Raw genomic sequence first — 23727 nt, 5'->3', positions numbered from 1 at the left:
CGCGGCACAAGCGGATGAAGAGAAGCCGGTTGCCCGTTCAGCGCACCTCGCGCAGCAGCCGGGTCAGGGCGTTGCGACGGTGTGCCGGTAGAGCGCAGCGGCATTTCCGTGAGTCATGCGCTCGACCTCCTCGTCCGGAACGCCGGCGAACTGCCGAGCGAGGACTTCCTGGCTGTCCGGCCAAGTGGAGTCGGGGTGCGGGTAGTCGGTTTCGACCATGATGTGATCGACGCCGATGAGGTGCCGCAGCCGCATGGTCGCGGGGTCGGAGAGCACGGTGAACCAGAAGTTGCGGCGCAGGTAGTCGACGGGCGAGTGGGTCCCGAAGTCGGCGCGGTAGTCGAGGTCGCGGCCCATGAACTCGATGCGGTCGATGAACATCGGCACCCATCCGATACCTCCCTCGGACAAGGCGATCTTGAGATCCGGGAAGCGCACCGGGATGCGGGCGAAGAGCCAATCGGCGGCGGTCGCCATCGAGTTGATCGGGAACAGCACGCCCAGGACCGCGGCCGTCGAGTCGCGGGAGGGGACGATCGTCTCGGAGGACGAACCGACGTGGAGGTTCACGACCGTGCCGGTCTCCTCGCACGCGCGGAAGAACGGATCCCACGCGTCGCTGTACAGGGACGGCAGCCCGAGACGCTCCGGGTTCTCGCTGAACGTGACGGCGACGAAGCCGCGTTCGGCGTTGCGCCGGACCTCGGCGGCGGCGAGTTCGGGGTCGCCGAGCCAAGGGAGCTGACAGGCGATGAATCGTTCGGGGTACGGAGTGATCCAGGCGTCGAGCAGCCAGTCGTTGTAGGCCCGCAGGGAAGCGAGCCCCAGGTCGTGCTCCCTCATGGTGAGAAAACGTCGTCCGGCGAAGCCGAACGGCGCCGACGGGAAGTTGAGTTGTGCGGCGACGCCGGCGGCGTCCATGTGGCGTACGCGTTCGCCCGCGTCGTATGTCGCGGGGTGCAGCTCGTCGAAGTTGACCGGGCCGAGGTAGCCCTTGCCCGCTTCCCAGCCGCGGATGGCGTCGGAGCCGAGCAGCGGGACGCGTTCGTTGTCGAACACCCACCAGTCGTTGCCTGCCGCGTCGCGTTCGAGGTGCGGCGCGGCGTCTCGCATGCGCGCGGGCACGCGGTCGCGGAACAGGTCGGGGGTTTCGATGAGATGGTCGTCGACCGAGATGATGTGGAATCGGTTCGTGCCGGTCGGGACTTCGCCGCGCAGCACGAGGTCGCCCTTCGGACCGGCGTAGGCGAGGATGCGTTCGAGCAGGTCGGCCATGGGATGCCTCCGGAGATTCGGGGTGCGGTGATCAGGGCGCGCTGATGGGGGTGCCGAGCGGGGCCGCGTGGCCGTCGAGTTCGACGACCGCGCCGTCGCGGCGGAGGAAGAGGGCGTGCGGCGTCGCGCCGGTGATGCCGTGTTCCTCGAACGAGTGCGAGCGGTCGATGGTCGGTTCGCGCGCTTCGGTGACGCGGCGGTTGTCCCGGTGGAAGCGGCTGGACCGGTCCGTGTCCGTGACGCGGATCGTGATGGGGGCCAAGCGGTCGCAGGGCATCGTGCTCACTCCGCGTCCCGGGCGCCGCTGCGCAGGATGGTGCCGGGCAGGCGGTCCAAGCGGTCGGTGACCTGCGTGCCGTGCTCGCGGATCGCGACGCCGGCCACGAGGATGTGGTCGAGTCCGGTGGGCGCGTCGGCGATGAGGCGTTCTCCGTCGGCGGGCAGGTCGCGCACCCGTCGGGTCGGGCCCGGGGAAAGGGCGTCGTAGTCGACGACGACGAGGTCGGCGTGGCCCCCTGGGCGCAGCCGTCCGCGGTCGACGCCGAGCACGTCGGCGATCTCCCCGGTGAGTTTGTGGATGCCGTGTTCGAGCGGCAGGACGTCGCGGTCGCGGACCCAGTTGGCGAGGAAGTCGGTGGGCATGACGGCGTCGCAGATCTGTCCGACGTGCGCTCCGGCGTCGGACAGGCCCATGATGCAGCCTTCGCCGCGGATGAGTGTGGTGACGCCGTCCTTGTCGTCGTTGGCGAAGGTGACGGTGAAGCGGCTCGCCAGAGCGTCGTCGAGGGCGAGGTCGCAGATGACGTCGAAGGGCGTGGTGTCGCGTTCGGCGGCGATCGCCGCGACCGGCGCGCCGACCAGGTCCGGGCGCGAGGGCGAGTGTGTGACCGTGATGGTCTGCCAGCGCGGGTCGAGCCACCGGCCGCTCTCGAACTCGTCCCAGGCACGCGCCCTCCAGGTCCGGTCCCGGAAGACGGTGTCGCGGCGGTCGACGGGCACGGCGACCAGGTCGGCGAACGCGGGCAGCGCGTAGAAGGAGGTCGGCTCGGCGACGGAGAACTCCTGGGTGATGGGTCGACAGGTGACCTGCGCCCAGACGTCCGCGCCGTCACGGCGGCCCCGTAGATGATCGGCGAGCTTGTCCCGGTACGGCGCCCGGGAGGCCGTTCCCTCCGGGTAGGTGAGGATCGACGTCCAGGTCAGCGGGCGGCCGAGGCGGCGCTGGAAGTCGTACACCCAGCGGTAGTTCTCCCCGGTCGCGATGTGCACGATGCCGAGGCCGACCTCGGCGGTGACGGACGCGAGCGCTTCGACCTCCTCCTGGGTGGCGACCATGGACGGGACCAGGCGGCCGCCGTCGCCGAGGTGGAAGCCGGCGCGGTCGCTGGAGAATCCGAGGGCGCCGCCGCGGAGCGCGTCGGCGACGACAGCGCGCATCCGGGCGAGTTCGTCGTCGGTGGCGGGGCGTTCGTACGCCTCCTCGCCCATCACGTACGTGCGGACGGCGGTATGCCCCACGAATCCCCCGAAGTGGATCGCCGTCCCGCGCCGCCGCACGGCGTCCAGGTATTCGGGGTAGGTCTCGAAGTCCCATGCCACCCCGGCCGCGAGGGTCGCGCCGCGCATGTCCTCGACCATCTCCAGCGTGCCGAGCAGCGAACGGCGGTCCTGTGGACGGGCGGGGGCGAGGCTGTAGCCGCAGTTGCCGGCCACGACTGCGGTGACCCCGTGCCACGACGACGGCGTCAGGAGCCCGTCCCACAGGACCTGCGGGTCGTAGTGGGTGTGGATGTCGAGGAAGCCCGGCACGACGAGGCGCCCGGTGGCGTCGATCTCGTGCCGGCCCGTCACGGTGTCCTCGATCTCGGTGACGCGCCCGTCGCGGATGCCGATGTCGGCGCGGCGCGAAGGTCCGCCGGTGCCGTCGACGACCCTCCCACCGCGCACGGCGATGTCGTTGGTACTCATGTCTGTTCTCCCGGTCGTTGCGTTCGGCGCCGGACGCGCCGGAGGTGAGTGCGCCGGAGGTGGGTTCGCCGGAGGTGGGTGCGCACCGCGCCCGGACGGTGGTCTGGGGTGGCCGCCATGACGTCCACGACGACCGGCGGGTCCTCCGGCGTGCCGCGGCGTCTCTGCGAGCCTGCGGAACGCCGGGGAATCCCCGACGGCCTCGCCCGTTCCTTGCCCGCAACGTATCCGGAGTAGATGTCCAAGGCAAGAGTTGCCCTAGGCATTCCTTGAATGTGAACAGGCACCTCGGACCAGGGGAATCACCGGTCAGCCGGTCAACCGGTACCGTTCTGCCATGGTTGATCGCCGTGCCCGCAGCACACCGAACGCTTCCCGACCCCCGGCCGAACCCGCCGCCGCGGACGCCGGCGGCGAGGATTCCGGCGACCGTGTGATCCGGGCCATCCAGCAGTTCTCCCGCAGCCCGGCACACGCCGAGCTGGCGCATTCGCTGTACGGCTCCGGCGGAAAGGAACTCACTCCCACCCAGGTCGACGCGCTGGAAACCCTCGCGTCGCGGCCCGAGTGGCGCATGCACGAGTTCGCGGAGGCACTCGACATCGACCGGGGCGCGGCCAGCCGCACGACCGACCGCCTCCTCAAACTCGGCTTGGCCGAACGGCGGCCGGACGAGGGCGACCGGCGGTACGTCATCGTCCAGGCCACCGCCGCGGGTCGCCGCATCAGCCGCCGGATCCAGCGCGACCGCTACGCGCTCATGCAGGAGGTCCTCAGCGGCCTTTCCGGCCGCCAGCGCTCGGAACTGGCGGAACTGCTCGAATACGTCACCGCCGCCATGGAGGCGACACTGAGCCGCCGGGCGGCCGCGGGAGAAACGCCGACCTGATCGGACATGCCCCGGTTCGAACGTCGGCGGATGCCGAACCCACGGATGAACAGCCCTTCCCGCGAGCACTCGGTGCGGAATCCGGGTGGAGCCGTAACGCCGGAACCACCTACCAAACCCGACGGGGAATGGTCTCCGACGGCACCGCGGACCAGAGCCGGGCCCGCCGTCCGGCCCCCATGTCCCAGACGCGTCCGAGCACTCGCGCGGCCACCGGCAGAACGCCGACGTCGATGTCGGTGGGGGGCGAGCCGGGATTCGCAGGGCGAGGGCGCGGGACACGGCGCGCACCGGGGCCACGGCTGCCCTTACGGCATGATGCCGCCCAGGGGTTGCTCGGTCCAGATGGTCTTCCCCGTGGGGCCGTAGCGGCTGCCCCACCGGGTGGTGAGTTGGGCGACCAGGAACAGGCCTCGCCCGCCTTCGTCACTCCACTTGGCACGCCGCAGCCGGGGCTGGGTGTTGCTGGGGTCGGACACCTCGCACACGAGCATCTTGTCGCGGATCAGGCGTAGCACCACCGGCCCGCCGGCGTAGCGGATCGCGTTGGTCACGAGTTCGCTGGCGACGAGTTCGGTGGTGAAGGCCGCGTCCTCCAGCCCCCACGCGGTGAGTTGTCGGGTGACCAGCTCACGCGCACCGGCGACGGCGGCCGGATCGGCGGGGATCTCCCAGGCCGCGACGTCACGGGAGGCCACGGTTCGTACCCGCGCCAGAAGCAGGGCGATGTCGTCGGCCGGGTTGGCCGGGCCGATCTTCGCGACCAGTTTGTGGGCGGCTTCGTCGAGGTCCCGAGCGGGGTCGTGAAGCGGGGCCAGCCTTGGCGGGCGGTCGCTGCCGCTGTCGGCGAGTGTCAGTCGCCGATCCAGGCGTCGACCATCTCCAGGTGTTCGACCACGGGCTCGGGGGGGCGGAAACCCAGCGCCGCGGTGACCACACGATCCACGACCGGATGCAGGCGCTCCCCGGCGAACCTCCTCCAGTGGGCCTCCGACTCCCAGACATCCGTGTACCGCAGCCCGCCCGGTGTGCGGTGGACGAGGTGGGCCACCAGCCCGGGGGGCTTCTCCGACCCCAACGCCTCCTTGATGCGTGCGTAGGTGGCCGGGTCGATCGGCACCTCGAAGGTGAACGCGTACGTCACGGAACCACATCCCTCATATTCAACCGAAGCTCTTTCGGATGAATACGATTAGCATCGACCGTGTGGACAGAGAGCACAAGAGGCAATACGACACCAGCCGCCGCCGAGCGGCGGCGCAGGAGACCCGTCGCGCGATCCTGGACGCGGCCACGCGGCTGTTCGTCGAACACGGCTACGCGGCGACCACCATGGCGCAACTCGCCGAGTCCGCGGGCGTCGCGGTCGACACCGTCTACACGGTCGCCGGCCGCAAACCCGCGCTGTTCCTGCACCTGGTGGAGGCCGCCGTCTCCGGCACCGACGACGCCGTTCCCGCGGCTCGACGCGACTACGTGCGCGAGATGCGCGCCGAGCCGGACGCGGCCCGCAAACTTCGCCGCTACGCACGGGCCATCCGGGAGATGCACGCCCGACTCGCACCGCTGCTGCGCGTCGCCCGCACCGGACCCCCCGAAGTCGCCAGGATCTGGCAGGACATCACCCTGCGCCGCGCGGACAACATGCGACTGCTCGCCCGCGACCTGGCAGCCACCGGACAACTGCGACCCGAACTCGACCCGGACGAGGTGGCCGACGTCATCTGGGCCACCAACTCGCCCGAGTTCTACTGCCTGCTGGTCGAGGACCGCCGCTGGCCACCCGAAAGGTTCGAACAATGGCTCGCCGACACATGGTGCCGACTACTCCTCATCTGACAAGCAAGAGCGGCCGGCAACGGCGTCGACGACGCGGCCGGACACCCCGCCGGCCGTCCATCGTTCCCGTAGCGGAAGGCTGACGCGGTGCTTGACCTCTACTGGACTTGAACACTGGCCCTCCTCCGGTGGATGCGCGCGTTCAACCAGGCCCACCCGGACGATCCGGTCCGCCTCGTCGGGGCCGGCCTTCACGCGAACCCCCGCACCCGGTCGCCGACTGGCTCGCCCGGACCGCCAAGACCCGGGTCGTCGGACCGCGCCACGACCCGGCCCACGACACCGCCCACCACATGACGGGAGGATCCCTGGCCGAGTGGGTCGACATCCTCGTCCACCTGCGGCACGTGACCCCGGCCCGCCCGCTCCGCCGCGTGTAGTCCCCGCTCTGCCGTGCCGCCGGCCGGCGACCCCCGTGTGTCCGCGTACAACTCGATGCGTTCGGCAGAACGGCATCGGTACGCGGCGGCGAGCGTTCACCGGTGACGGAAGGAGCGGTTCTCCCGCTCCTACCGCCGGGGCCCGTGGGTCGGTGAACCACCCGCGCCGGGGCCGGGTTGACGTAGACCGGCGGCCACCGGCCCCGGCACCCCTCATCACGCCGACCGCACCGTCCGCAGCACGGCACGGGCGTCACGGGCAGGAGATGCGCACCTCGTCCCCCTTCGCGTCCGCCGCCGCGCTCGGCGCGCCCTCCAACGTGGCGCTCGCGACTTCGTAGCTGCCGTCCTGCCATTCGCTGGAGGCCTTGCTCATCGCCTCGGCGTTGGCTTGGTACAGGTCCCGCCATTCCCGCAGCGGGCGCGCCTCGTTCGGGTCGGTCGGCAAGGCAACGCCCTTGATGCGCGTCGTCAACGCGGCAAGTTCCGTACTTGCCTGGGACAGACTCAGACCGACCGCGTTCAGGTCCTGATCGGCGACGGCCTGGTTGAGTTCGGTGACCCGTCGCGTGATGCCGTCGATCTTGTCGCCACAGATCCTGTTCACCGTCTCGACGTACGCCGCGCCCGTCTGCGCCGGCTTGCCGTCGTCCCTGAGACCCGAGTCCCCACCGGCACGCGGGTTGTCGACCCCTCCCCCGCTCCCGCCGTCGCCCGTCACGTCGAGCGGGCCGATGCCCAGCGCGACCAGCACACTGAGCACGGTCGCGAGCGTACCCACCAGTGTGAGGACCAGCATGAGCCTGCCGTGTCCCTCCTCGCGTCTGCGCTCGCCCCCGGGCGGCGGCATCTGCTGCGGATACGACTGATAGGGCTGTTCCTGTCGATAACGCATTCTGTCTCCGGATCCCCGCGTTTCCCAAAGCTTCGATACCCCGCGCACGCGCGCGCCGGGTGGACTTCAGGCCGTGCCGGATCCCGCCCAGTCGTCCGCAGGACCCCCCTCGCGGAAACCGCCGACTGGACCGGGCCCCCCGCTCCGACCCCTGTGTGACTTGTGTGGGGTATTCGCATCGTCGACCCGGGCCGAAGCCGTATCGACGTCGATGTCCGGATGGACGGCACCGCACCGGCGGCGGTTCCCGGAGCGGGCCCCCGGAGACCACGACGAGGGATGACCATCGGCGAAAGCCCGGCCGCAGACGCCCGAACCAAGACATGGCGCGCATATCCGGTTCTGCCGAAAGGCGAGCCGAACCTCCGGCGGGGATTCCCGACTTGCGGCCGCTCCGCCGCGACGCACGAAGGCTGCGTCGGCCTCGACGGCCGCGCGGCGATCCGAAGAACCTCGCGAGGACGACCACTCGAACTCCTCCCATCCAGGCCGCTCTGCCCGCGAGGTCCACGCCGTGGTGTCGGGCCGTACGCACAGACGCCGTCGGCTCGGCCGAGCCGCCTGGTACTCCTGTCGGATCCCTGTCCGGAACCTTCGTGGCACCTCACCCGACCGGCGAATCAGCGTCGTGGGACGGTGAGACAGTCGTCTCGACCACCTCCAAAGGCCCGTTTGCGCGTTCTCATCCGTATTCCGCACGCCCGGAACCGCCCTGCTTGACCGGATGTCCGCCAACGATCATGGTTGTTGCGCACTGTTCGTTCAGGTCCGGGAGGTCCATCCATGTCCGGCGATTACCCCGGACGGCCACCGCGGCCCGAGACGCCTCCACCGGGCGGGCCCCAGCCCGGCATGAGTCCGCCTACTCCGCCCCCGGGGATCTATTCGGGTCCGCCTTGGCAGCCGACGCCGGCCGGGTTCCATCCGGGTGCGCCGCAGCCGCCCGCCCCTCCGCCGCGCGGTCGGCGTGGCCTGGTCGTCGGACTCGCTGCCACCGTGGCGGTCGGCGTCATCGCCGCCGTCGCCGTGATCGTCATCGGCGACGACTCGGACCCGGATCCCGCATCGCCGCCGGCAGCCGTGCCCACGACCGGCGCGACCTCCTCGGCCGCACCGTCCGCGCCGGGCGGCGCGCCCACGACCGCCGCCCCGGAGCCGCAGCGCACCGGCCCCTGGACGCCGGTCGTCAACGATCCGTCGACCTGGCCCGACGCCTGCATGCTCCTGAAGGCCGCGGAGGTCAAGGCGGCCATACCCGGGGCCACGGAGGTGATCGCAACCGGCGAAGTGGTACCGGCGGACAAGGACGATCCCCGCCCGGTCGTGCACAACAACACCTGCCACTTCGCGGTGAAGACGGGACAGGCCGCCGATCCGGTCAAGGACCCGATCAAGCTCGACCTCAACCTCCTCGACGTCAACACGGAGCCGGTTCTCGCGGCCGACTACGCGGAACGCAAGTCTCGGTCGTCGAAATACGATTCGATCTTCAAGGACCTACGCCGCACCTTCGGCGCCGATGACGCGTTTCTGGTCTCCGGTGACGTCGTCTTTCGGAAGGGCCCCTATCTGTTCGGTATCGCCATCGACGGAGACCTCGTCGGAACGGACGGCGAGGATCTGGGCACCTTCGACTGGGGCCCCGAGGTCACCCCGCCTCTGGCGATGTTCGTGCTCGAGAGGTTGTGACCGAGGCCGCCCCGGCCGACGAAGATGCCGAGGCGAACGTACCCGGGCGCCCTCCGACGGTGTCCGAGCCGGCAGCCTCGCGTTCGGCTGAACGTCCGGCTGTGCACCGGCGCGTGCACACGAGCCCGGACGCCGGCGCGGGCACGCGGGCGGGGTCGGCACGACGCCGGCGCGACGGAGTCGATCCCGCACGCGTTTCGTCTGTTCCAGGATCCCGTGATGAGTGCTGAGCTTCTCACCCTTACGGTGGCTCCCCACGACGGACCACGCGAGATCGTCGGCGCCGAGGTCGTGCCGGTGGACCAACGGTCGGGCCTCCACACCTGCCTCGGGGCGGTGACGCCGCTCGCGGCTTCGCCCGCCGTCCGAAGTCTTCGGACGCGGGCGAAGCCGTCGTGGCGGCCTACCCGGGGGCGCCGGCCTCGGCCATCATGTGCTCGACGAAGGTGAGCAGCAGGTCACGGCAGGAATCCCGGCGGCGGACGTCACAGACCATGCTCGGCACCCGAGGATTCAGGCTCAGCGCCTCGCGGATCTCGTCCTCGGTGTACTCCATCCGGCCGTGGAAGTTGTTGATCCCCACGACGAAGGGAATACCGCGGCGTTCGAAGAAGTCGATACTGCCGAAGCTGGTTCCCAGCCGACGCGAGTCGACCAGGACGACCGCGCCGAGCGCACCGACCGCCAGGTCGTTCCACATGGACCAGAAGCGCTCTTGGCCGGGTGTGCCGAAGAGGTAGAGCACGAGGTCGTCGTTGACGGTGATACGACCGAAGTCGAGTGCGACCGTGGTGGTGACCTTCTCCTCGATGCCTTCGAGGTCATCGACACATGCACTCGCCGAGGTCATCACCTCCTCGGTGCGCAACGGCGGGACCTCGCTGATCGAGCCGACGAGTGTCGTCTTGCCGACGCCGAAGCCGCCCGATACGAGGATCTTGACGGCGGCTGCGTTCGCGGGGACACCCCCGCCGCCCGGGTCATAGTCTGCGGAGACCATCACGCACTTTCCTGAGTATTTCGAGGTCGGGGGTCCGGGCCATGGCGACCGGTGGGCGGACGTGGACGTGTCCGGCGTCGAACAGGTCGTCGATGATCACCTTCGCGATGCTGACCGGCAGGTCGATACGCGCGGCGATCTCCGCAACGGCCTGAGGCTCACGGCACATGCGCAGGATCGCGAGGTGCTCCGGGTACAACTCCCGGCGTTCCGCGGCTCCTTCGGCGTCCTTCTCGACGGTCGTCACCAAGGTGATGAGCGTCAGGTCGTCCCGGGCGGCCCGGGTGCGTCCTTGCGTCAAGGTGAAGGGACGGACCAGCGGTCCGGCCTCGTCATCCCAGGCCGGCTCGGTGAGGTCGGTCACCCAGGCCCACCTCTCGACGGGTCGTCGGCGTCGTCCCGAGGAGCCGTGCCGAGGAATTCACCGACCTTCTGTACCAGGGTGTTCATCTCGAAGGCCACGATGCCGACGTCCGCGTCGCTGTCCGCGAGAACGGCCAGATGTGCGCTGCGGCCGGCACAGGTGACGAAGAGGAAGGCGTCCTCCATCTCGATGAGCGTCTGGGAGACGGCTCCGCCCTGGAACCCCCGTCCGATACTCCGCGCCAGACTCTGCAGTCCCGAGGTGGCGGCGGCGAGCTGTTCCGCGTCGTCGCGTCCGAACGTCTCGGATTGGCTGATCATCAGGCCGTCCTCGGACAGGACGACGGCGTGCCTGGTCCGCGGAACGCGCTTGACCAGGTCTGTCAGCAGCCAGTCGAGTCGGCTGTTCGTGGCGGTCGTGGGCTGGCTCATCGTGGTTCCTCAATCGCCGATGTGCTGTCGATCGGATCTCCGTCCGACGCCGGCGCGGCGTCCGTACGGACTACTTGTGGGGCCTGGTGTCCCGCGCGGGCGCGTTCGGACGCGGTCCGGAAGGCGCTGACCATCGCGGCTGCCGATTCGGGGGACCTCGGGGTCGACTCGCGTGGCTCCTTCGCCGGTTCCGGTACCGGGGCCTCCCCCCGCAGCGGTGCGGGCAGGTCTGCCTGGGGTACTCGCCGTGGTAGGGGTCTGCGCCCCGAGGGCCGTTCTTCCTCGCCCCGCGCGGGCATCACGGTGACGGTCTGTCGCTGCGGCGAGGAGGGCGGTTCGAGCACGGTCGCCGGGGCGTCCTGGGACGACTCGGCGACGTCGATCTCGCCCCGGGCACTGCTCGGTTCGGGCCCCGATTCCTCGCGCTTGCCGGCCTCGTCGTCACCCGGTTCCGGCGACGGTTCGACGTTCCGTTCTCCGGAGAGAAACACGATGGCGAGGGTCCCTCCGTAGGGTGAACTGCGCAGGGTCACCGTGATGTCGTGCTGCGCGGCGAGTTGGGCGACGACGAACAGGCCGATGCGCACGTCCTTCGCGAGCGCCACCACCTCGAACGGAGCCGGATTGGCCAAGTTCGCGTTGATCGCGTCGAATTCGCTGTCGGACATGCCGAGACCACGATCCTCGATCTCGATCACGACGCCCTTGGCGGCGCTGGACGCACGGATCTGCACGGGCGTCTTCGGCGGCGAGAAGGAAATGGCGTTCTCGATCAGTTCCGCGAGGAGGTGGACCACCGCTCCCACCGACGGCCCGGCGAGGGCGGTGCCGGCGTCCGCGGTGACCGTCACCCGTTCGTAGTCCTCGATCTCGCCGAGCGCGCTGCGCACGACGTCGATCACCGGCACCGACTTGCTCCACCGACGTCGCGGTTGGTGCCCGCTCAGGATGACGAGGTTCTCTTCGTACCGGCGGACGCGGGTGGCGAGGTGATCGAGGGTGAACAGGTCCTTGAGTACGTCGGGATCCTGGTGGCGTCGTTCCATGCCGTCGAGTTCACTGAGCTGACGACTGATCAGGGATTGGGTGCGCAGGGCGACGTTGTAGAAGACCTTGGCATAGCCCTGACGTTCGTGGGCGAGTTGCTCGGCGCTGTCGAGAGCGACCCGCTCGGTCGCCTTGAACGCGTGCGCGATTTGACCGATCTCGTCGTTGCCGTAGGGAAGTTCGGCGCCGCCCGCAGCCGCGCGGGCCTCCTCGATCGATTCCCCGCGGCGGAGCCGTTCGACGACGATGGGCAGGCGCTCCTCGCCGAGTTCCACGGTCGCGGACCGGAGGCTGAGCAGTCGGCGGCGCAGCGAGCGGGTGATGCGCCAGCAGAGAACCGCCACGACGACCACCGCGAGGAGTCCGAGGACCGCCACCAGCCGTGCGGTGAGCTCCAGTTCGTCGGCCCTGTCCTTGTTGACGCCGTTGGCCCGCAGCGCTGTTTGATTGGCGAACCGGTCGAGTGCCGCGTTCACTTCGTCCATGGCCGCGCGCCACTCGGCCGCCCGTACCGGAACGGTGAACCCCTGCTCTTTCCCGGAGACGACCGGACGCGCGGTCATCATCGCGTTTTCGGCGGCGACCATCCGCTCCCAGGCGGGAGTTTGGGTGATCGCGACGAACGCGTCTCGAAGGTCCTTGGGCGTGAACGTCAGCATCTGGTCGTACAACGTGCGTCGACTGCCCACGGCTTGGAGGAACTCGGCGTAGTCCGCGGCCGGCATGACGCCGTTCCTCGGCGAGTACATCAGCAGCACGTCTTCGCGCGCGATCATCTCGTCGGCGCGGAAGGCGTTGACCGGCATCTGGGACAGGAAGACCAACGGGCCGTCGTCGAGATACGTGAACGCGTTGAACATCGTGACGTGCAGATTCACGCCATTGTCGTAGAAGCGCAGCAGGTCGGTCTGCCCGCCTTGGCGGGCATCGATGCGGGAGCGCGCCTCCGGCAGCAGCGACAGGGCGCTGCGGATCGTGTTCGCATGTCGCCGGACGTCGCCGAGGGAGTCCGGCAATCCCTTCCGGGCGAGCGTCTCGAATCGTGCCGCGACCGAATCGGTCTGCGCCCGTTGGGTTTTGAGGGCCCCGAGGGTCCGCGGATCGTCAGGCGCGGTGAGCCACGCGGCACTGAGCCGCCGTTCTTCCTGCAGTGCCCCCAGGACCAGGAGCGTGGGGAATCCCGCCCGTTGAGAGAGCTTGTACTGGTTGTTGAGGTTGTCGCTCTGTTTCCACAAGCGCTGCGTTGTGAAGCCCCACAACAGCAACAACGTCAGGGAGGGAATGACCGTGAGCACTATCAGAAGCGTGCGGATCGACGCGCGGCGCCTGGTTCGGTTCCGCGGGCCGTGCGCCCGATTGAGTAGGTTCATGCTCTCTTCGTGGGGCTAGGGCGGTTGCCGAGCTGCCATGGACAAGTCGCGAATCCGCTGTCCGACGTGGTGAACCCGGATGGGCGCGGGAGTCGTGTCGCACCGCCCCCGTCTGGTTCTCCATGCCTCGGCCAGGCTGTCCTTCCTCTGGAAGAACCGGGCTCATCGTCGTACCGCATCGCAAGCCGAAGCCGCCGGGCCGTGTGGATAACCCGTGGCGCCTGCCGGCAAAGTTGATCACAGCCGCGTGGCGACGCGCCACAATTGAGCCACAGCGTTCGTGTTTCGGACAGCGCCGGCGCATTTCGTACCTCTGCGTTTTTTCGACGAGATGTTCTGGATAGTCTGCCGCCGGCGTGGCGAACGCCCGGGGCCGCAGGATGGCTTCGGGCGGGTTCACGGACGGGTTCGGTCACGGCGTTGCGGGCCGACCGCACCCCTTGCACGTCCCGGTGGAGCCATCGGCCACGGTTGCCCGAATCCGCGGATCGTGAGTCGATTTCCGGCCGGCCGTCGCCGGAGGGTTCTCGATCACGGTGAAGTCCCGTTGCCCGACGGTGCCTTCGCACCCGCCGTGTGGACCGCCACGGCCCAGTCGTCCCGATGTCGACGCCACCCGCCGACCACGGCATCAGCCCGACCCGATCTCGCAAAGGACGCTCATGGCACCCCGAACACACGCCGGTAGTCCCGCCCTCGACATGGCCAAGGGAGTTCTGCGCTACGGTCGCCACTTCCTCCTGGAGCGAATCTCGTCGCCACGTGTGAACGGGCCGACCGATGTGCCGGTCTTCGGCCGACAGATCACCAGGGAATGGTTGACGGCGGTCCTGTGTGAGGGGCATCCCGGCACGGCGATCGAGTCGTTCCGGGTCGAGGACGCGACCAGCGGTACGTCCACCCGCCTGCGCATCCACGTCGCCTACAACGAGGCGGGCGGCCGTGCCGGGCTTCCGGAGACACTTTTCGCGAAGACCACCGCTTCCTTCACCCAGCGCCTGACGCTGGGACTGGCGGATGTCCTCGAAGGAGAACCCGGGTTCTTCAAGCACCTGCGGAACGATCTCGACATCGAGGCGCCGCATGGATACCACGGAGCCGCCGACAAGGCGTCCGGACGGTCGATCGTGCTGATGGAAGACCTCGGCGAGACCAAGGGGGCCACCTTCTGCACGCCCCGAACGCCCATCTCGCGCCCGCAAATCGAGGATTTGGTCGCGAGTATGGCCACCTGGCACGCGCGTTACTGGGAGGCCCCCGAACTCACCGAGCACGCCTCCTGGTTGAAGCAACCCAGTGATCACTTCCACAATCTGGATCGGCTGATCCAGATGCGGAAGCGCTCCAAAGTCGGCACGGAACGAGCCGCGGCCGTGATTCCGGACGCGCTGACACCCTTGTTCGACTCTCTCTATGCAGGGCTCGAAGCGTCGCTTCGGGTCGCCGACGAGGGCCCGCAGACCCTTTTGCACGGCGACGGCCATGTCGGCAACACATACGTCACCTCCGCCGGCCGGATGGGCTTCACCGACTGGCAGGTCGTCATGCGGGGGAACTGGGCCTTCGACTACACCTACACCGTCACCACCGCGCTGGCGGTGGAGGACCGGCGCAGTTGGGAAAAGGATCTGCTGAGCCTCTACCTGGAGAAGCTCGAAACGGCCGGCGTCAAGGCACCGGACTTCGACGCCGCGTGGCTCGCCTACCGTCGTCAGACGTTCTATCCCTGCTTCGCCTGGTTGTACACGATCGGACGTGGCCCCCTCCAACCGAAGATGCAACCATCCGAAACCAGCCTCAGCATCATCGAACGCACAACCAACGCCCTGGTGGACCTGGACTCACTCGACGCGCTCGACACCGTCGACCGGTAGCCCGTGGCGCCATCTCGACGGGGATCGGGTCGACCGGACGACGCCGGGTGAACGCGGGCGGGATCGCCGCCCACCCTCGACCTCGAAAAGACACGGGCCGCGAAACCCCACCGCGGTATTGGAACTCCGGCTGCCTCGGGGCTCGTACGCGAGGACCGGGTCGGTGACCGCGGTGGGGCTTCGCGTGGCGGGGCGTGACTTCCGGTGGACGCGGACGTAATCGACGGCGAACGTGAGCGGATCGTCGTCACTCGGGCACTACGCCGCAGGTCGTGTCCGTGTCGTCGCGCCGCGCGGGTCAGGATGGTGAGGCTGATGGGGAGATAACGGGACCCGCTCCATAGCAGGGATGACCCGAAACCGCATGATCACATCAACTCGCCCGGAAATGAACGAAATTGGATGAAACCGGAGAAGCGCACCGTTCCCGTTGCGGTTACCGTGCCCCGTCCGCGAATGGTTCCCTACGTTCCCTTCTCTGAACTGACTGCGCTGGATCAGTACTTGGCTGGGCGGGCCGGTGCAGGCGCACATGGTTGATCTGCTTGATCCGCTAGGTCATCAGACGGACTTCACCGACCATCCGTACCGCACGTCGGCGCAGCTCCCCAAGTAGGGGTACTTGGGGCGGCTCGTGATCATGTGGGCAGACCCCAAACGCGTATCACGCCGTCCTGGCCGGCGCTGAGCGCGACATCGCGGCCACGCAGCACTGCGGTCTTTACGGCCAGCACGCGGCCTTCGTGGTCGACCAGTCGGCCGCCGACCGCGACGCCTTCGGCCAGGTCCCAGACGCGCACGGTCGCATCCTCGGATCCGGTCACCGCCAAGGGCCGGCCGCCGACCATGGCGGTGTCCACCGCTTCGATCCGGCCGTCATGGCCGTTGATCGGCTCGTACCGCGGCTTGATCGCGTCGTCCTCATGTTCGCGGTCTTCGGCCGTGTCGGGCAGTTCCCAGACCCACAGTTGCCCGGGATCGGCCGCCGCGACCACCACAGGTCGGTTCTCGACGCGGGACCACGAGACGGCCCAAGTCGACTCGGTCGTGTTGAATACTTGCTTCCGGTCGGGTCGGGCGAGATCCCAGGCCAACACGCTCGATCCATCGGCTCCGGCGACCAGTGAGCGGCCGTTGATCTCCGCGGTGGCGAGACTCCAGACGTGCACGTCCTCCGCAAGCAGTGTCCAGGAGTCGAAGGGCTCCTCCCACAGCAGGAGGACATCGGAGTTGTGTCCCGAGGACACGAACCGGGCCGGCCCCGGACCCCGCACGGTGGCGACGGCCCCAAGGTAGTCGTCCTCGCCAAGGGTTGCGCGGCGAAGCAGCTCACCGGTTTCCAAGTCCCAGAAGGAGACGGGCTGTTCGTCGTGACCGGCGGCCAGCACCACGCGCCCGCCGGCAACGGTCACCGCCACCTGGTCGATCTGGTTTTCGGCATCGGGGTAGTCGTCGATGATGTCTTGGTCGTATCCGAACGGCAGTGGCCGTTGCCGCCAGACATCCCGCAACGGATCCCAGGTCCACACGCGGTAGGACACATCCACGCAGACGACCAGGGGATCGCCGTTCATCGTTACCACCGCGAGGTCCTCGATTCGCGTCGAGGAAGGTATTTTGCTGGCCAGCAGGGGCGAGTTGTCAGGCATGCAGCGGAATCTAGCCGATGCACGGTTCCACTGAGGCCGGTGCATTGGCTACTGCCGCAGATCGACGGCCGGCCAGAACCCGGACATCAGATCGATGCAGCATTAACAGATCTCGTCCCCGACGGTCAGGCCGGCAATTCGGCGGAACGTCGGGACGCCGAGGTCCACGCGCTGCTGCCGCCGGGCTACTTCGGCGTCGAGCTGCGCGATTTTGTCGCGGGCGCCGCGGCGAGGCTGATCCGCAGTCCCTCGATCTCGCCGAGCCACGCTTCGCGTTCGGCCTCGGCGATGCGGGCGGCCAGGTTCTCGCTGATCTCGGCAAGCCGTGTCCGCTGCGCCGGATCCGGCCGCAGGAGCGCTCACAGAAACATGCCCTGACCTGCGAAAATACCGCGGATAGTTCAGTCGACAGGGCGCCAGGCCCTCACCTTGCACCGACCCGAGCAATGGAGCGCCGTCGAGCGCCGGTCCACCCCGGCCACCCGGCACGCCCCGCACACCGGGCACATTGCCTCGCCCACGCCGCGTCTCGGCGACCGTGCGCAACCGCAGACGCCGCCCTCTCCCCCACGACCTGGCCCGACACGCCCCCGAGCAGTACACCGCCCGGGGTCCCGCTCCCGGCCGCAGCCGCTCGCCGCACCCCGGACAATCCCGCTTCCCGGCCTGCCCGACGTCCTCGGACGCCCCACCGGCGTACGACTCAACCGACCCTCAAATCCGGGATCTGACACAGGTTCCGATCGCTAGCCGGGCGTCCCGTCGTGCTCGCTTCTCTGGGCGTGGCGCCGGAGTTGCCCCGTGTGAATGTCACGCACCCATTCCCAGCCGGGCTCTGCCGCTGGGCCGATGCGCGGGTCGTCGGGAGTGTGACCCTCCCGCAAGGCATGGGCGTACGCCCGATCCCGGTCGATGCGTGCGCGTAGCCGGTCGGCCCCGCAGACGGACCCGTGACCGGGGACGAGGACATCCACCTCGCCCGCCACGCCCTCGAGCAGCCGCAGTCCGACGAGGTAGTCCTCGATCGGGTCGGCGGTGTCGTCGAGCATCGGAATCAGGACGTCGGAAAGCATGTCGCCGGCGACGAGAACGCCGCGTTCCTCGATCAACAGCGCCGCGTGGCCCGGGGCATGAGCCGGATGCTCGATGATCCGGACTCGAGGGCCGTCCCAGGGAATCCACGTGGTTCCGGCGGGCAGACCGGTGACGAGGCCGAACAGGTCCAGCGGTGTCTCCTCGGCGATCTCCGGCGGCAATCCCTCGGCGACGCGGGCCTTCCAGTCCGCGTTCGACAGCACATCCCGCATATGAGCCGCACAGCCGGCCGTACCGTAACGGGGCGCTTCGCCGAGATCGGCGTGCCAGAGCACGTGATCCCAATCGGGATGCGTCGCGAAGCCTGCGACGACGGGCTGACCCAACTCGCGAAGGTCGTTCGCGAGGCAGGCCATCTCGTCGCCCGTGATGCCGGGGTCGACGACCAACACGCCCGCCCTGCCCTGCACGACAACGGTGTTGTTCCGAAGCAACGCACTCTGGTGGACCAGCACGCCCTCCGCGACCCGCCTCAGCATGGGGACTCCTTCCGCTTGTGATTGCCAACCGTTTGTCGAGACCGTATGGCCTGACGGTGGTGGTATGTGCCTTCCGGCACACCGGCCGGGACGGCGAACCTCACGACCGGCGGACGGTTCGGCTGCCGCCCTCAGGGCCCCGGGGTCGGAGAAGGGACCGGCTCGACGTACTCCGAGCCCTACTGCCAGGACTCGCACGCTAGACCCGACCGCCGACACCACCACACCGGCGCGGGGCGAATTCCGTCGACATCCGGTACCGAGGTATCGATGCGGATGTCCCTTGGATCCTGGACGAACCGACCCCGATACGACCGTCGGCAGGCGCTGTCATAGTCGGCGGCATCACCTCTCCGAAGCAGCCCGTGCAGCCCACGTTTTGTCAAACCCTCGCCGCGTCACTGGGGACGGCCTCGACAGGCGGCCTGGAGGACGTGATCTCGGCCCTCCGCAGACTGGAGGACGCCGGCCGCAGCGCGGCACCGATGCCGGAACCGGCCGAGCCACTGACCGAGATCGACATGGTGACGCCGCTGCCCCGGACACTCCGTGCCGGCATCCCCGACGAACTGGGCTGGGATGCCTTGGACGAGGCCGCCGCAGAGCTCGACGGCGAGAGCTGGTGCCGGGCGAGCCGGCCGATCCTGACCGTCCACGACCGCAGGAGGGCAATCGCGGTGGGACCCGGTAGGCGCATGACGGAGCACCGGCCGCGAGTACCGCACGGTTGGTCGGCCGGCCGTTCATCGCCCGCGCGACGGGCGGGTCGGCTTGTGCCCGAATCCCTTGTCGTATGCGGCAGTTCGACCCGGGTCATGCCCGGTGCCGATCCCGGCGTGCGGGGCGTTGGGGGCGGTTTCCGAGCGAAGTGCCGGCTTGGCTTCGAATGCGCGCACCGGCGAGAAGCCTTTGGCGGCCGACGTGTTCACGAGGGCGATTGACGGGGCCGGTTGTGTCGTGGGGGTGCCTGCCGAGGGCGAGCGGTCGTGGCGGGCCGGGGTGAATCGGGCCTGATGTTGGTGGGGCATGCCAGGCGCGCGCCCCCAGGTGGTCGGGTCGTTGAGCGACACCTGGCCGGACTGGGCGCCGCGCACCAGAGCCTCGGTGGCGCGGCGGTCGAGGTTGGCCCGGCGCAGAGCGATGTCAAGGCCGAACGCGGCACTGGTATCCGCGGCAAGGCGCGGTGCGACGGACGTTGACAGTTCGGTGCCGTCGAGCACCTGCCGGGCGTTCCGCCCGCTGAGGCGGGCTACTTCCGCCGCGGCCTGGATCTGCGCCCCGTTGATCTTCCGCAGGGCGGTGAACATCCCGGTGTTCATCGTGATTTGCGCGGCCGCACGGTCGGCGGCGTTCCATGGGCCGGGGGTGGGCAGGACGCCGCGCAGTTCCCAGGCCCGCATCACCGGGAACCGCCCGGCGGTGTGGGCGAGGTCGGCCGCGATGCGTTCCGCGGGAGCGGCGGGCAGGCCCAGGATCGTCAGCAGGGAGCGGGTGGCCCGCGCACCTATGTCCGGTGACAGGCGACCCTCGGTGCCGCGCAGGAGGTCACAGGCGAAGGAGTAGGCCAACCGGTAGGCGCTCTCCCGCGCGAAATGGTCCGAGGGGATGTGCCCCTGTTGGGGGTGGGTGGCGCGGGTGGCGGCGGATCCCACGCCCGCTTGGGGGTTGGCGTGGATCCAGCGGTCCGCGGTGGGGCGCCACTGCTGCGGCGTGGTGGTCGGGGCGAGGGCGTTTCGTCCGGTGAGGTTGAGTTCCTGCGCGAGGTCCATCACCGCGGCGTGCGAGGGGGCGGCACGGGTGACCGCGGCCATATCCCAGTCGATGACGGCATGCAGGACGCCGTTGTGCAGACGGTTACCCGGTTTGGGGTCGTTGTGCACGATTCGCGGCGGGCCGTCGGATGTTGTGGCGGGCATGTGCGGCCCCAGCACGGCGCGGAGTTCCTCGATCGGGGGGACTCCCCAGGACCTGAGCAGGCCCGGGATCCGCCGCTCGAGTTCGCCGAACAACCGCCAAAACGCCGGTACCCGGCCGGCGTCCCACGTCGACGGGCCGTCGAATACCAGCGGGTGTTCCTGGCGGGCGGGGTCGCGCATGGCATCGATCACCGCGGTCTGGGCCTGTTCGAGCCGGGCTGTCTCCACGCCGGCCATGTCCGCATAGCACTCGGCCTGCGCGGACTCGCCGTCCCTCTGATCGGCCTGCGTCGCCTCGGTGTCCCCGGCATGCAGGAGCTCTTGGTGTACCCGGCCATCGCCATCGGTCCACTGGTACACCAGCGGGTCCACCCAGCTCATCGCGGGGTGACCGGAGACGGCCTGATGCACCGCCCCGGATGGCAGGACAACGAAGTCGTAGGCGTCTCCGGCGGTCTTCTGCACCCGCTCGACGCGGAGGATCGGGGCCGTCTCCCCGCCCGGAGCGGGCAAGCGTTCGACCGTGATGTCGACCTGGTTGAAGCCGCCCTCGGCGCGGTTGTGCAGTCCGCTGACGACGAACTCGTCGTCTTCGCCGACATCGGCACCGTCCGCCGAACGGGGCACCGAAGAACGCCTGGAACTCACTCGGCCTCCCGATCCGCCGCACGTGGCGTGGCGCGAAGCATACCGAGCCGCGAAACCGCACGTACGCCAAGGCGCGGGTACCCGTCGCCGCGCTCTCGCCCGGCAGACCGACCCGGCCATCCGGGTGGCGTCCGGCCCTTCGCCATCCGCCCTCGCGAAAAGACGGCCCTTGCGTGCCGCACCTGTCAGGACCTGGCTCCGCGAGGGCCCACATCCCCACAGGAAGAGCACGCGCCACTCGGACATCGGGTCTGTCGATGACGCCGCCCAGGTCCTGATCGACACCGACGTCACCCGTTGGTCCCCCACCGCGACCGCCGTCATCGCCCTGGCCTGCCCCCGATCACGCTCCAAGGGGCGGAAGTCGAGCCTGGGCCCGCGACTGATTCCAGCGGCGACCTCCCGGCCGTGGGCCGGTTCGCCGGGGCGAACCGGCCCACGGGCGCAGTGGTCCCGCGATTCGGCGGCCCGCAGGCCGCCGGTCGACCGCGGCACGATCCGGCCGGGGTACAGCGGCGCGGCGGGCGCCGGGCCTCGGTGCTGCCGACCCGCGGGCCGAAACCGGCCGTGTCGCCGACCACGTACTCGCCTCGAACAGCAGCCTCGTGGGACCTCACCGGCGGGTCGCGGGACCGGCCGGGTGTGACGTCGTACGCGGGGAAGAAGCGCGGGAGTGGTTCTCGAGCGACGCGTCGTGCGGGTTGCCGGCGGTCCGGGGTGCTCTCACCCTTCGACGAAGCGGATCGCTTCCACGTCGTGGCCGCCGGCGAAGACGGCGGTTTGCCCCTTGGCGAGGGTGTGTGCGGGTTCGCCATCGGTGTCGCTACCGGTGTAGAGCTCGGCGACGAACCGGTCGGATCCGTTGGTGGCGGCGTGGGCCCGGAACGGGGTGGCGAGATCGACATCGTGCGGGTTCCCGTCGCCGGGCACGGACACGTTCAACGGGTCCCCGATCCTGCCGATGTCGCCCCACAGTTGCAGGTGGGGCACGGTCGCGGCCGGCCTCGCTGGGTCCGGCCGCGACCGTTCTCGGGTGCGGCGGGTGGGTTATCCCAGTCCGCCGTTGAGGGCGGCGGCGAGTTCGCCGTTCTCGGTGTCGCCGCTCAGCTCCCAGAAGAAGGCGCCGCCCAGCTTCTGTTCCTTGGCCCACTTCGTCTTGACGGCGAGGCTGGCCGGGGTGTCGTAGCCCCACCATTCGTTGCCGCAGTGGCCGTACGAGGTGCCGCCGGCCAGGCCGGTGGCGGGGCAACGAACCTTGAGCGCGCGGTAGCTTCCGTCACCCGACGCGGGCGCGGTCGCGGTCCCGCCCGGTTCGCTCTGGGTGACGCCCGTCCACCCGTGGCCGTAGAAGGGAATGCCGAGCAGCAGCTTCTTCGCGGGTACGCCCTTCGTCCGTAGCTTGGCGATGGCGTCCGCCGAGTTGAAGCTCGGCACGGGGATACCCGGATACGACGTCAGCGGCGAGTGCGGGGCGGTCGGGCCCTGCGCCATCCACGGCCCGAAGAAGTCGTACGTCATCACGTTGTACCAGTCCACGGCCCCCGAGGCGCCGCCGTAGTCGGCGACGTCGAGCCTGCCGCCCGGGGCGGCGTCGGCCGTGATGGCGGCGGTGACCAGGTTGCCGGTGCCGAAGCGGGCACGCGTGGCGTCCAGCAGGGTCTTGATCGACCCGAAGCCGCTCGCGTCACAGGTCAGACCGCACGCGTTCGGATACTCCCAGTCCAGGTCGATGCCGTCGAACACGTCGGCCCAGCGCGGGTCTTCGACCACGCTGTGGCACGACTCGGCGAACGCGGCCGGGTTCTGCACGGCCTCGGTGAAGCCGCCGGACCAGGTCCAGCCACCGAACGAGTAGAGGATCTTGATGTGCGGGTACTTCTTCTTCAGCTCGCGCAGCTGGTTGAAGTGGCCCTTCAGCGGCTGCTCCGGGGTATCGGCGACCCCGTCGACGCTGTCGGCCGCGGCGTAGGGCCTCTGGTAGTCGGCCCAGGGATCGCCGACCACGCACTTGCCACCGACGACGTTGCCGAACGCGTAGTTGATGTGGGTGATGTTGCGGGCCGTGCCGGACGTGTCGATGTTCTTCGCCAGGTAGGGGCCCCAGTTGGTGAAGTAACCCAGCTTGATCTTCGCTTCGCCGGTGGTGCGTACCTTCAGGGGGGCGCCGGCGGGACCGACCTGGTCCCTCGTGTCGCGCGCGACGACGGTGTAGGTGTAGCCGGTCCCGGTGTTGAGGCCGCGGTCGACATAGGACGTGTGTCGAACGGTGGCGACCTTGACGCCGTCGCGCAGCACGTCGTAGTTCCGCACGCCCCGGTCGTCCCAGGCCGCGCGCCAGGAGAGCTTGACCGACGTGTCGGTGACGTGGCTCGCGTGGGGCCTGCCCGGCGCGGTCGGCGGCCGGTCCCTGCCCCAGTCGGAGCCCCGTTCGGACGTCTCCGAGCCGCCGGTGCCCTCGGCATGGGCCGGCCCGGTCAGGCCGACCATGGCCCCCAGGGGCAACAGCAGGGTCGTGAGCAGAGCGATGAGCATACGACCGCGCCTGGTGCCCGGCCGGTCGGGGTCTCGCGAGTGTGCGACGGGTCGTGCGGTGCCTGTGCTCAAGGGAACTCCTCGAACTCGGTCCGAACGTGCGGGGACGCTGCGCCGCCACGCGGGCGCGTCGTGAGCTTCGACATACCCGTCGCGGCTGCCTGAGCCTAGGAAAGGTCCGAACCACCGGTCAATGGTCTGAACCAGATTGGTCTGGACCAGAGTTCCACGACATCCGACCCTCGACGGCAGAAGCCTGGAAATATTCATCCTTCGTTACGCCCCCTCCCCGACGACGCGGCGTTGAGCAGCGCCGCGGTAGGCGCGGCATTGATCATCCGGCTCCGCACATGATCCGCAGGACGAAACCCGGCCGGCGCCGCGTGC

Annotated in this window: 19 protein-coding genes and 1 pseudogene; 5 read left to right on the top strand and 15 right to left on the bottom strand. The window is 69.4% G+C overall.

The annotated features are described in order from the left end of the window. Positions 1–63 precede the first annotated feature (63 nt). From ACIRL2_RS28415 to ACIRL2_RS28405, 3 genes are read right to left on the bottom strand one after another with little or no spacing between them, the layout of a single operon-like run. A complete protein-coding gene (locus ACIRL2_RS28415; protein ID WP_402235625.1) occupies positions 64–1275 on the bottom strand; it encodes an amidohydrolase family protein in 1212 nt (403 codons plus the stop codon). 31 nt (positions 1276–1306) lie between these two features. Beyond that, the gene (locus ACIRL2_RS28410; protein ID WP_402235623.1) at positions 1307–1552 is read right to left on the bottom strand and encodes a hypothetical protein; all 246 of its coding nucleotides are present in this window, start codon (positions 1550–1552) and stop codon (positions 1307–1309) included. A 5-nt stretch (positions 1553–1557) separates the two neighbouring features. Continuing rightward, on the bottom strand, positions 1558–3243 hold the full coding sequence (locus ACIRL2_RS28405; RefSeq protein ID WP_395868543.1) for an amidohydrolase family protein: 1686 nt from the start codon (positions 3241–3243) through the stop codon (positions 1558–1560). A gap of 337 nt (positions 3244–3580) precedes the next feature. Between ACIRL2_RS28405 and ACIRL2_RS28400 the strand changes: the two genes are divergently transcribed. Continuing rightward, positions 3581–4132 (top strand): MarR family winged helix-turn-helix transcriptional regulator, encoded by a 552-nt coding sequence (locus ACIRL2_RS28400; RefSeq protein WP_402235620.1) that lies wholly within the window; start codon positions 3581–3583, stop codon positions 4130–4132. Between the two features lie 308 nt (positions 4133–4440). On the opposite strand, the pseudogene ACIRL2_RS28395 reads toward ACIRL2_RS28400, so the two are convergent. Both ACIRL2_RS28395 and ACIRL2_RS28390 read right to left on the bottom strand, forming a co-directional pair. Next, positions 4441–4953, bottom strand: a pseudogene (locus tag ACIRL2_RS28395) (ATP-binding protein); the annotation flags it as partial. Between the two features lie 32 nt (positions 4954–4985). Beyond that, positions 4986–5276 (bottom strand): hypothetical protein, encoded by a 291-nt coding sequence (locus ACIRL2_RS28390; RefSeq protein WP_402235617.1) that lies wholly within the window; start codon positions 5274–5276, stop codon positions 4986–4988. Between the two features lie 62 nt (positions 5277–5338). On the opposite strand from ACIRL2_RS28390, the gene ACIRL2_RS28385 reads away from it, so the two are divergent. Then, on the top strand, positions 5339–5971 hold the full coding sequence (locus ACIRL2_RS28385; protein WP_402235616.1) for a TetR/AcrR family transcriptional regulator: 633 nt from the start codon (positions 5339–5341) through the stop codon (positions 5969–5971). Between the two features lie 633 nt (positions 5972–6604). Here ACIRL2_RS28385 and ACIRL2_RS28380 read toward each other — a convergent pair. Then, a complete protein-coding gene (locus ACIRL2_RS28380) occupies positions 6605–7246 on the bottom strand; it encodes a hypothetical protein (RefSeq protein ID WP_402235614.1) in 642 nt (213 codons plus the stop codon). A 996-nt stretch (positions 7247–8242) separates the two neighbouring features. Between ACIRL2_RS28380 and ACIRL2_RS28375 the strand changes: the two genes are divergently transcribed. Continuing rightward, complete coding sequence (locus ACIRL2_RS28375; protein WP_402235613.1) at positions 8243–8935, top strand: hypothetical protein; 693 nt, start codon at positions 8243–8245, stop codon at positions 8933–8935. A 403-nt stretch (positions 8936–9338) separates the two neighbouring features. On the opposite strand, the gene ACIRL2_RS28370 is transcribed toward ACIRL2_RS28375, so the two are convergent. From ACIRL2_RS28370 to ACIRL2_RS28355, 4 genes are read right to left on the bottom strand one after another with little or no spacing between them, the layout of a single operon-like run. Continuing rightward, positions 9339–9935 carry a GTP-binding protein gene (locus ACIRL2_RS28370; protein WP_395868556.1) on the bottom strand — a complete coding sequence of 199 codons (597 nt, stop codon included), beginning with the start codon at positions 9933–9935 and terminating at the stop codon, positions 9339–9341. After that, positions 9916–10299: a DUF742 domain-containing protein gene (locus ACIRL2_RS28365; RefSeq protein ID WP_402235611.1), complete on the bottom strand. Its 384-nt coding sequence runs from the start codon at positions 10297–10299 to the stop codon at positions 9916–9918. The genes ACIRL2_RS28370 and ACIRL2_RS28365 overlap by 20 nt, the downstream gene beginning before the upstream one ends. Continuing rightward, a complete protein-coding gene (locus ACIRL2_RS28360; protein ID WP_395868560.1) occupies positions 10296–10730 on the bottom strand; it encodes a roadblock/LC7 domain-containing protein in 435 nt (144 codons plus the stop codon). Before ACIRL2_RS28360 ends, ACIRL2_RS28365 begins: the two co-directional genes overlap by 4 nt. Beyond that, entirely contained in the window at positions 10727–13072 is a 2346-nt protein-coding gene (locus tag ACIRL2_RS28355) for a nitrate- and nitrite sensing domain-containing protein (protein ID WP_402235608.1), read from the bottom strand. The genes ACIRL2_RS28360 and ACIRL2_RS28355 overlap by 4 nt, the downstream gene beginning before the upstream one ends. 839 nt (positions 13073–13911) lie before the next feature. On the opposite strand from ACIRL2_RS28355, the gene ACIRL2_RS28350 reads away from it, so the two are divergent. Continuing rightward, positions 13912–15021: a phosphotransferase gene (locus tag ACIRL2_RS28350; protein ID WP_402235606.1), complete on the top strand. Its 1110-nt coding sequence runs from the start codon at positions 13912–13914 to the stop codon at positions 15019–15021. Positions 15022–15659: 638 nt separating this feature from the next. On the opposite strand, the gene ACIRL2_RS28345 is transcribed toward ACIRL2_RS28350, so the two are convergent. Further along, a complete protein-coding gene (locus ACIRL2_RS28345; protein WP_402235603.1) occupies positions 15660–16715 on the bottom strand; it encodes a WD40 repeat domain-containing protein in 1056 nt (351 codons plus the stop codon). On the opposite strand from ACIRL2_RS28345, the gene ACIRL2_RS28340 reads away from it, so the two are divergent. Further along, complete coding sequence (locus ACIRL2_RS28340) at positions 16710–17048, top strand: hypothetical protein (RefSeq protein ID WP_402235601.1); 339 nt, start codon at positions 16710–16712, stop codon at positions 17046–17048. The two genes, ACIRL2_RS28345 and ACIRL2_RS28340, sit on opposite strands and share 6 nt — an antisense overlap. A gap of 368 nt (positions 17049–17416) precedes the next feature. Here ACIRL2_RS28340 and ACIRL2_RS28335 read toward each other — a convergent pair whose 3' ends face one another. The 4 genes from ACIRL2_RS28335 to ACIRL2_RS28320 form a co-directional block, all read right to left on the bottom strand. Then, complete coding sequence (locus ACIRL2_RS28335) at positions 17417–18244, bottom strand: MBL fold metallo-hydrolase (protein ID WP_395868573.1); 828 nt, start codon at positions 18242–18244, stop codon at positions 17417–17419. A 743-nt stretch (positions 18245–18987) separates the two neighbouring features. Then, the gene (locus tag ACIRL2_RS28330) at positions 18988–20808 is read right to left on the bottom strand and encodes a hypothetical protein (RefSeq protein WP_402235598.1); all 1821 of its coding nucleotides are present in this window, start codon (positions 20806–20808) and stop codon (positions 18988–18990) included. A 723-nt stretch (positions 20809–21531) separates the two neighbouring features. After that, on the bottom strand, positions 21532–21798 hold the full coding sequence (locus tag ACIRL2_RS28325) for a hypothetical protein (protein WP_395868577.1): 267 nt from the start codon (positions 21796–21798) through the stop codon (positions 21532–21534). Between the two features lie 57 nt (positions 21799–21855). Beyond that, the gene (locus tag ACIRL2_RS28320; protein WP_402235595.1) at positions 21856–23340 is read right to left on the bottom strand and encodes a glycosyl hydrolase family 18 protein; all 1485 of its coding nucleotides are present in this window, start codon (positions 23338–23340) and stop codon (positions 21856–21858) included. Positions 23341–23727 lie beyond the last annotated feature (387 nt).

The organism is Embleya sp. NPDC127516, assembly GCF_044765325.1.
Taxonomy (GTDB): Bacteria; Actinomycetota; Actinomycetes; order Streptomycetales; family Streptomycetaceae; genus Embleya.
Note: the sequence above shows the minus strand (reverse complement) of the source record. Positions and strands in the feature narration are given on the sequence as shown.